Source organism: Halalkalibacter lacteus, from assembly GCF_036663595.1.
GTDB lineage: Bacteria > Bacillota > Bacilli > Bacillales > Bacillaceae_D > Halalkalibacter > Halalkalibacter lacteus.
The window spans coordinates 1-242 of record NZ_JAWRVL010000411.1; the positions used below are offsets into that span (position 1 = coordinate 1).

At 66.9% G+C, this 242-nt stretch carries 1 pseudogene; it reads right to left on the reverse strand.

The features are described from left to right. Positions 1-242, reverse strand: a pseudogene (locus SAZ04_RS22845) (hypothetical protein); the annotation flags it as partial.

Consider the following 242-nt stretch of genomic DNA (forward strand, 5'->3'; position numbering starts at 1 on the left):
GAACTCCGCCGCGTTCACCGACGCGCGATCGACAGATGCGCGATCGCGCATGGGAATCAGCAAGTAGGGCACGCCGCACGAGACCTTCTGCACCGGCAGCTGCGGATGCAGGTCGGCGGTGTCCACCCCGAGCAGCGCGGCGACGCTTGCACGATCGGCAACCGGATCGCCGAACTCCGGGTTGTGCTGCGTCATCCAGGCAAATCGCAGCCGGCCTCCATCCCACTCGAGGTCAACAGGCG